This is a genomic window from Natrarchaeobius oligotrophus, assembly GCF_003841465.1.
Classification (GTDB): domain Archaea; phylum Halobacteriota; class Halobacteria; order Halobacteriales; family Natrialbaceae; genus Natrarchaeobius; species Natrarchaeobius oligotrophus.
This window is the reverse complement of sequence record NZ_REFZ01000039.1, coordinates 1-7,798: the sequence shown is the minus strand read 5'-3', so window position 1 is coordinate 7,798 and position 7,798 is coordinate 1. Positions and strand designations below refer to the sequence as shown.

Annotated in this window: 9 protein-coding genes; 3 read left to right on the top strand and 6 right to left on the bottom strand. The window is 65.0% G+C overall.

All coding sequences use genetic code 11. The features are described 5' to 3' along the window. From EA472_RS21445 to EA472_RS21440, 3 genes are all read left to right on the top strand, one after another. Positions 1 to 638, top strand: a 638-nt coding sequence (locus EA472_RS21445; protein ID WP_133306991.1) for a (Fe-S)-binding protein, incomplete at its 5' end; no start/stop codon positions are given. 85 nt (positions 639 to 723) lie between these two features. Beyond that, positions 724 to 870 (top strand): hypothetical protein, encoded by a 147-nt coding sequence (locus EA472_RS22710; RefSeq protein WP_165874963.1) that lies wholly within the window; start codon positions 724 to 726, stop codon positions 868 to 870. Position 871: 1 nt separating this feature from the next. Continuing rightward, positions 872 to 1,765, top strand: coding sequence for a hypothetical protein (locus EA472_RS21440; RefSeq protein ID WP_124193506.1), 894 nt, complete (start codon positions 872 to 874; stop codon positions 1,763 to 1,765). Positions 1,766 to 1,846: 81 nt separating this feature from the next. Here EA472_RS21440 and EA472_RS21435 read toward each other — a convergent pair whose 3' ends face one another. The 6 genes from EA472_RS21435 to EA472_RS21410 form a co-directional block, all read right to left on the bottom strand. Next, positions 1,847 to 2,284: a type II toxin-antitoxin system VapC family toxin gene (locus EA472_RS21435; RefSeq protein ID WP_124193505.1), complete on the bottom strand. Its 438-nt coding sequence runs from the start codon at positions 2,282 to 2,284 to the stop codon at positions 1,847 to 1,849. After that, positions 2,281 to 2,559, bottom strand: coding sequence for a hypothetical protein (locus tag EA472_RS21430; RefSeq protein WP_124193504.1), 279 nt, complete (start codon positions 2,557 to 2,559; stop codon positions 2,281 to 2,283). The genes EA472_RS21435 and EA472_RS21430 overlap by 4 nt, the downstream gene beginning before the upstream one ends. A gap of 267 nt (positions 2,560 to 2,826) precedes the next feature. Then, positions 2,827 to 3,351 (bottom strand): GNAT family N-acetyltransferase, encoded by a 525-nt coding sequence (locus EA472_RS21425; protein ID WP_124193503.1) that lies wholly within the window; start codon positions 3,349 to 3,351, stop codon positions 2,827 to 2,829. Between the two features lie 346 nt (positions 3,352 to 3,697). Beyond that, entirely contained in the window at positions 3,698 to 6,355 is a 2,658-nt protein-coding gene (gene leuS, locus EA472_RS21420) for a leucine--tRNA ligase (protein WP_124193502.1), read from the bottom strand. 178 nt (positions 6,356 to 6,533) lie between these two features. Then, positions 6,534 to 6,956 carry an Hsp20/alpha crystallin family protein gene (locus EA472_RS21415; protein WP_124193501.1) on the bottom strand — a complete coding sequence of 141 codons (423 nt, stop codon included), beginning with the start codon at positions 6,954 to 6,956 and terminating at the stop codon, positions 6,534 to 6,536. Between the two features lie 70 nt (positions 6,957 to 7,026). Then, complete coding sequence (locus EA472_RS21410) at positions 7,027 to 7,488, bottom strand: peroxiredoxin (RefSeq protein ID WP_124193500.1); 462 nt, start codon at positions 7,486 to 7,488, stop codon at positions 7,027 to 7,029. Positions 7,489 to 7,798: the final 310 nt, after the last annotated feature.

Below are 7,798 nucleotides of genomic sequence, written 5' to 3'. Positions count from 1 at the left end.
CCTGGGAGGACTGCGAGTTCGACGCGATCGTCTGCACCGATCCCCACTCCTACAACACGTTCGAAAACGAGTACCCCGAGGTCGACTTCGCGGAGTTCGCCGACGACCCGATGATGCCCTTCGAGTATGAGGATCAGTGGAACGCCGACGGCGAAATCGACGTCCTCCACTGGACACAGGCCGTCGAAGAGTTAGTCCAGGAGGGCAAACTCGAGCTTTCGGGCGACGAACTCGACTACACCGTCACCTACCACGACCCGTGTCACCTCGGGCGGTACAACGACGAGTACGAGGCCCCGCGCGACCTGATCGAGGCGACCGGCTGTGACCTCCAGGAGATGCCGCGCAACCGCGCCAACTCGTTCTGTTGTGGCGGCGGTGGCGGCGGCCTCTGGATGGACTTCGAGGAAGAGCCCAAACCCAGCGAGGAACGCCTCCGCGAGGCGCTCGAGGACACCGCCGCCGGCGCGGCGGTAGAAAAGTTCGTCGTCGCCTGCCCGATGTGCATGACGATGTACGAGGACGGTCGCAAGACCGGCGACTTCGAAGACGAGATCGAGATCGTCGACGTCGCCGAACTGATCGTGGAGGCGATCGGCGCACAGGAGGAGGCGAAACTCGAGGTCGCGGCGGACTAACGCGACGCTGTCACACGTGCTTCACTACTCAACGACTGTTTGAGTACCCGAGCGCTCTTTTATCATCGATCACGACTGTCCGTGCATGGATCGACTCGCCGGCCGGCTCGTCATCACGCAGCGACGAGAAGCGGACACCGAACCGCTCTCGAGACGGACAATCGCACTGCTCGTGGCCAATCCGGTTGCTGTGGTCGTGGTGCTCGCCGGCTGGACCGTCGTGGGGAGCTGACATGCTCGAATCCCGACCTCCCGATCCGGACGTGACGAACCGCCAGCTCGCTCGAGCCGGACTCGTCGGTGGCGTCGGACTGCCGGTGCTGGTCGCCGTGATCTTTGTCTTGCTGCCGGACTCGGCGGTGATTCCGTGGTGGCAGCACTTCGACGTCGGACTCTGGCTCGCGTTCGTCCTGCTTTTCGCGTTCGCTGGAGCTCTCCTGGGAATCGCCTGGAGAGTCCGGTGTTCGGTCGCCGTCGGACTCGGGCTCGTTGCGCTCGTCGGGGCCGTCGTCTGGCCGATCCTCGGGTTCGGGGAGCCGCCCACCGTCGTCTTCGCGCTCGGAGCCACGGCGTTCGTCGTCGTCCCGCTCCTCGTGCTCGCGGTGCCGACGGAGTATTTGCTCCGATCGCCGGAACGGAACCCACCACTCCCGACTCGACTCGAGGTAGTCGCGCTCCTCGCCGGAATCGGTCACCTGCTCGCCGTCCACGGGCTCCAGACCGTCCTCGAGCGGCGGCCGTTGCTGCCCGGATCGGCGGAACTCGTCCGAGCCGAGCCCACGGGACTGCTCGTGCTCGCGGTGATCGTGATGGGGCTAATACTGCTCGCGGCGGTGCCGATCGTCCTCGCCACCCGCGTCGGACTCGTCTCGCCGGTCGCGATCGTCCTCGTTGCGTTCGGCTGGGCGACCTATCGAACGTGGCTCCTGTCGCTCGAAACGTTGCCGCCGGACGGACCTGGGTTCGGACTGCTGCCGACGCCGCTGACGTTGTACGCCTGGGGAGCGTCCGTGCTGTTGGTCGTCGTCGTACTGGCTGGCGGCCTCGAGTATCTGCTGTGCCGTCCGCTCGGTATCGGACCGCCAGGACGCTGGCGCTACTCGAGCGCCGGGCCACCGGAGGAGTGATACGGCCTGCTGTGCCGATTTACTGGCGCACCCGCAGGACGGTCGCGGTTGCGCCGGAACCGATCCAGCAGTCCGTCTGAGCTACTCGTCGATCGCCGTCGGGTCGATTCGCTCGACGATGCCGTCGAAGTCGCCGTCAAAACTGAGGACGGCATCGATATCGTTCTGTTCGACGGCTGTGATCGTGCTCGCGTCGGTAAAACTGAGAGCGTGGTCGCTGTACGTATCGAACGTTTCGAGTGTCTCCTCGAACAGCTCCACCGTTATCGGCATGAGATCGATTCGGTCTGGATAGCTACCACGCCCGAGAATACGCCGTCCAATTTTCTGTGCATCCTCGTAGCTGTTCGTTCGTCGTCTCGTCAGCGTCATCGCTTCGTCGACGATGTAATCGCTCGTATACGGCTGCCCAAATCGTCCTGCCAACACGCGTTGCATCGCGACTGTTGCCGCCTCGTGTCTCGATGCAGCAGTGTCGTGCTGTGCGAAGAAGACACCAGTGTCGATAAACACGCTCATTTGCCGTACAGAACGTCGTCGATCTCTTCCTCTTTCGTTTCGAGGCCAGAGTCGACCGTTCCAGAGAGCCACTGCTCGATCTCCTCGTCCGACAGCGGTTCGAACTCGTCTCGAAACGAGTCGATCAGTTCGTCTTTCGACTCGTAGCTGCTGGTCACGATCCGTTCGAGCAGTTCCTGTTGCGTTACGTTCCGTCCCGTCTCGAGGCGAATCTCCGCCTGGAGTTCCTCGAGGCGGGATTTCGTCGCATCCGTAACCTTGATCGACGTGCTCACGTCCGTAGAAGAGTTCTCTACTGGGAAAATAGTTCCGCTGAGTGGAGGACGAAGGGGAGCGACGAGACGGAACAGCGGCCCCGGGTGTCGGGACCGGTCGATTCGAGTGCCGTGTTTTTCGAGGTAGTCGGCGATCGTCTCGCTCTCGTAGCGCGTTTCCCCGCCTTCGAACTAACCGGAAAAAACCGTTCGACCGGCGTCGTAGACCGACCGAACGGCTGCTCGAGAGTCCGGTTCAGCCGTGATCCTCGAGAACTCCTCGCGCGATCAGCCGTCGATCTCCAGCGCGTAGCGCGCGACGGGATACCGCCGATCTCCGATCTCGATGGTGCTCGTCCCCGTCCGCTCGAAGCCGCGAGCGCGGTAGAACGACGCGCCGAGGTCGTTCTCCGCGAACGCTTCGAGCCGGAGGACGCCCACGCTCGCGGGGAGTCGCTCGAGGCCGGCCTCGAGCAACGCGGTGCCGTAGCCCCGACCCCACGAGTCGGGATCGACGTAGATCGCCTTCAGTTCCGCTTCGTCCGGTTCGACGAACGGTTTCGTCTCCGCGTCGTTCCACCGGAAGTCGGCGAATCCGCGAACGTCGCGGCCGTCGACGGCGACCAGCACCCCCGCCTCGTTCTCACGGAGTTGCTGGTGCCACCTGTCGACGTCGCCGTCGGTCGGATCGACGATCCGGTCCTCGAGAATCTCGTCCGCGACCAGTCCGTCGTACGCCTCCCGCCACGCTCGTCCGTGCAGTCGGACGATCGCGCGGACGTCCTCTCGACCGCGAAGTTCTCGGACGTGCATACGGACATCGATTCGTCGCGATACCAAAAACTACCGTGGCGATACCGAAAACCCGTCTCCCCGACGCCCTGCACGTCGCCTCCGGACGTTCGATAGACGGACGTCCGGTCGGCGAAATGCGCTGCCATCGGCCGCGACGGGCGCGATTCGTTGCGGGACCTCGAGCGTGCGAACGTCGAGCGAACGCCGGTTCGAGCGCGTCGGTTGCCACGGGGGAGCGGCCGTCGCGTACGGTCAGCGCCCGCCTGGAACCGACGGCGACCTCACACGGTTTACCGTACGTCATTTCCGGAGCGACCGCGGGACAGCACCCGGTCGCTCCGGTAAATTGTTACAGCAATCCGTCTCAGTCTTCGATCTCGATCGCCGGCCGTCCGGGTTCGGCGTTTTTCAGCACGCTCTCGTCGACCTCGTCGGCTCGGACGACCGACACCGGCGCGTCGAACTCGCGTTCGATCAGCCAGGCGGCCGACTCGAGCGCAGCGTGCTCCTCGCCGGGTCCGAGAGTCATCGAGAGCGCCTCGCGCTCGGCCTGCAGGTCCTGTCCGTAGCTGGCGGCGGCGTCGCCCTGTTCGCGGATGTGACTCTCCTGCATGAGCTCGCCGATCAGGTTGTCGGCGTCGCTCTCGATCGCGATCTCTAAGGCGTCGTACTTCCACTCGGGGGCGACGACGACGTCGATGTCCTGTGGGTCGTCGATGCCGGCCACGTCGACGATCTGGCGGACGTCCTCGCGGGTGTTCTCGACCAGCTTGCGTCGCTTCTCGACGGCGTCGCGGTCGATCTTCGCCTCGGGCCAGTCGGCGTCGACGACGAACCCGTCGTATCCGAGTGCGTCGGCCAGCTCCTCGGCGACGTGGGGCGCGACTGGAGAGAGCAGGCGGACGACCGCCCACAGACCGCGTTCGAACGTCTCGGCGTGAGGTTCCGCGTAATCGGCGTACTGTCGGAGCGTGCGAACCAGATCCTGGGTCTCCCGCAGGGCGGTGTTGAACGTCAGGTCGTCGTACTCCGCGGTGGCGATGTCGATCGTCGCGTCGATCTCGGCGTCGACGTACGCCGCGACGGCGTCGTTTTCGCCCGCCGGCTCGTCGCGAACGAAGTCGTCGACGAGCTCCTTCAGGCGACCGAGGAACGCGTACGTCGACCGGACGCCCTCCTCGCTCCAGTCGAAGTCGCGCTCGGGCTGGGCGGCCTGCATCATGAACAGTCGGGCGGTGTCCGCGCCGTACTCCTCGACGATCCGCTGGGGCGAGACGACGTTCCCCTTCGATTTGGACATCTTCTCGCCCTCGAGCTGAACCATCCCCTGGGCGAGCAGATTCGTGAAGGGCTCGCGGTGCTCGAGACCCTCGTGGTCGGCCAGCACCTTCGTGAAAAAGCGCGAGTAGAGCAGGTGCATCACGGCGTGTTCGATGCCGCCGACGTACTGATCGACCGGCATCCAGTCGTTCGCCCGATCGACGTCGAACGGGGCCTCCTCGAGGGCGGGTGAGACGTACCGCAGGAAGTACCACGAGGAGTCGACGAAGGTGTCCATCGTGTCGGTTTCGCGGGTGGCCGTCGCGCCACACTCCGGACAGCTCGTCCGTTTCCACTCCTCGGCGGCGTCCAGCGGGTTCCCGGTCGTGTTGATGAACGCCGGCAACTCGACCGGAAGCTCCTCTTCGGGAACGACGACGGGGCCACAATCGTCGCAGTGGACGACCGGGATCGGCGTCCCCCAGTAACGCTGCCGGGAGATTCCCCAGTCGCGCAGCTGGTACTGCGCCGCGTGTTCGGCGCTCTCGACGTCCTCGGTGAGCCGCTCGCGGGCGGTCTCGCTGTCGAGGCCGGAGTACTCCTCGGAGTTGACGAGCACGCCGTCGTCGGTGAACGCCTCCTCGCTCACGTCCGGCGCGTCCGGAATCGTCTCGCCGTCCCAGTCGCCGGGTTCGGGCGCGATCACGGGAACGATATCCAGATCGTGTTTCGTCGCGAACGCGTGGTCGCGCTCGTCGTGGCCGGGGACGGCCATCAGCGCGCCGGTTCCGACGTCCGAGAGGACGAAGTCCGCGACGTACACCGGAATCTCGTCGCCCGTGACGGGGTTGGTCGCGGTCAGTCCGGTCGCGACGCCGTTTGGCTCGTCGCCGTCGGGATCGGCTTCGTGCTCGACGAAGCGACGAATCTCGTCGTCTTCTTCGGCCAGCTTCTCGCTGATCGGATGATCCGGCGCGAGCGCGAAGAAGGTCGCGCCGAAGATCGTGTCGACGCGGGTGGTAAAGGCTCGAACGGAGCCGTGTCCCTCCACGGCGAACTCGAGTTCGGTGCCGTACTGGCGGCCGATCCAGTTTCGCTGCATCTGGCGCACCGAGTTCGGCCACCCCTCGAGGTCGTCGATCGCTTCCAGCAACTCGTCGGCGTACTCGGTGATCTTCAGGAACCACTGCTCGAGTTCGCGCTGTTCGACCGGCGTGTCACAGCGCCAGCAGAGTTCGGCTTCTCCCTCGACCTGCTCGTCCGCGAGGACGGTCTCGCACTCCGGACACCAGTTGACGTCGGCGTCGCGGCGCTCGACGAGCCCTTCGTCGTGAAACCGACTAAATAGCCACTGGTTCCACCGGTAGTACTCGGGTGTACAGGTGGTGACCTCACGCTCCCAGTCGTAGCCAAAGCCCATCGCGTCCATCTGGTCGCGCATGGTCTCGATGCAGTCGAACGTCCAGTCTCGCGGGTTCGTGTCGCGGTCTTTCGCCGCATTCTCCGCCGGCAGACCGAACGCGTCCCACCCCATCGGGTGGAGGACGTCGTCCCCGCGCATTCGGCGGTAGCGGGCGTACGCGTCCGTGATCGTGTAATTTCGGACGTGTCCCATGTGGAGCTTGCCGGACGGGTACGGGTACATCCCGAGGACGTACGTCGGCTCGTCGACGTCGTCCGGCGTCCGGTAGACGTCCGCGTCGTCCCACGCCGCTTGCCAGCGCCGTTCGACCGTCGCGTGGTCGTATCCCGCGTCGCTCATCTTGTACGTGAGTGTGGTCGGGTCGTCGCCCTATAGCTTTCCATCCACCGGTCGATGAGACGTCGCCTCGAGCGGGTGAGAACGCTCGCCTCGCCGCGATCCGACGCACGGAACGGGCGGGAAAACTGGATTCGACGGGATCCGGGTCCGGTGGACGCGGTCGAGGTTGCGAAACGTCTCACTCGATGTCGATCTCCCGCGATTCGTCGTCGCCGGACTCCTTCGGCAGCCGAACCGTCAACACGCCGTGTTCGTACCCCGCAGCAACCGACTCCTCCTCGACGGGTTCCGGCAGTCGAATTCGCCGGTTCGCTGACTTTCGGGTCCGCTCCCGTCGGATGTACCGCCCCTCGGCGTACTCCTCGTGTTCGTCCTCACGGGTCGCTTCGAGCCGCAACGTCCCGTCGGACAGCGTCAGCGAGATGTCGTCCGTCTCGTAGCCGGGGAGGTCGGCCGTCACGACGTACTCCTCGCCCGTGTCTGCGACGTCGACGGGGACGGAGCCGGGTACCTGGAGGCCGCCGCTCGTCATTCCCTCTTCGACCTGGCGGCTGACGCGGTCGAGCACCTCTTCGATCTCGTCGAACGGATTTCGTCGCATACGTGGTCGTACGTCGCCGACCGGGATAAATTCTGCCCGGCCGTCGAGGACAGAACGTCTCGTCTCGCGTTCACTCCGGCAACTCGACCAGTCCGTCGTCGACCGCCTCGAGCAGCACGTCCCGGGCGTGGCCGTCGGGATCGACGTCCTCGTAGACGGCCCGCACCGATCCGTCCGCGAGGACGAACGTCGTCCGCGCCGTCGGCCCGGCGTCGCCGCGGCGATCGACCTCGAACGCGTCGGCGACCTCGCCGTCGGGATCCGCCAGCAGATCGAACTCGAGCCCCTCCTGGTCGCAGAACGACCGGTGGGAGTCGACGTCGTCGACCGAGACGCCGTACACCGAGACGCCGGCGTCCCGGTAGCTCTCGAGTTCGCGCTGGAACTGGTTGGCCTCGATCGAACAGCCCGGCGTGTCGTCTTTCGGGTAGAAGTACAGCACCGTCGGCTCCTCGAACTCGAGGGTGATCGTTTCGCCGTCCTGATTACGGGCGCTCACCGTGGGTGCGTCGTCTCCTGCCGTAAGTACCATACGCGGGCTACTGTCCGACGGCGAAAAAACGGTTCGGAGTTCGCCGTCGGGAGTTCGGGTCTCCTCACGCGCTGCGATTGCACTAAGCGTGCCCGCGTCCCTCGTACGGTCTGCTGTCCGTCAGCTCCGCCACACCCGCGAACGGTCTCCGGTTGTCCCGATAACGCGTTCCGCCAGACCGTCTCATAGTGATTAAGGAAATTATTTACCGATAGGTGTGGTAGAGTTGATAATGGGTCGGCTTGACGATATCACGCTTGAGGAACTCTACGAACTCAAGGAGCAGATCAACGAAGGGAAGCCGCGAGAA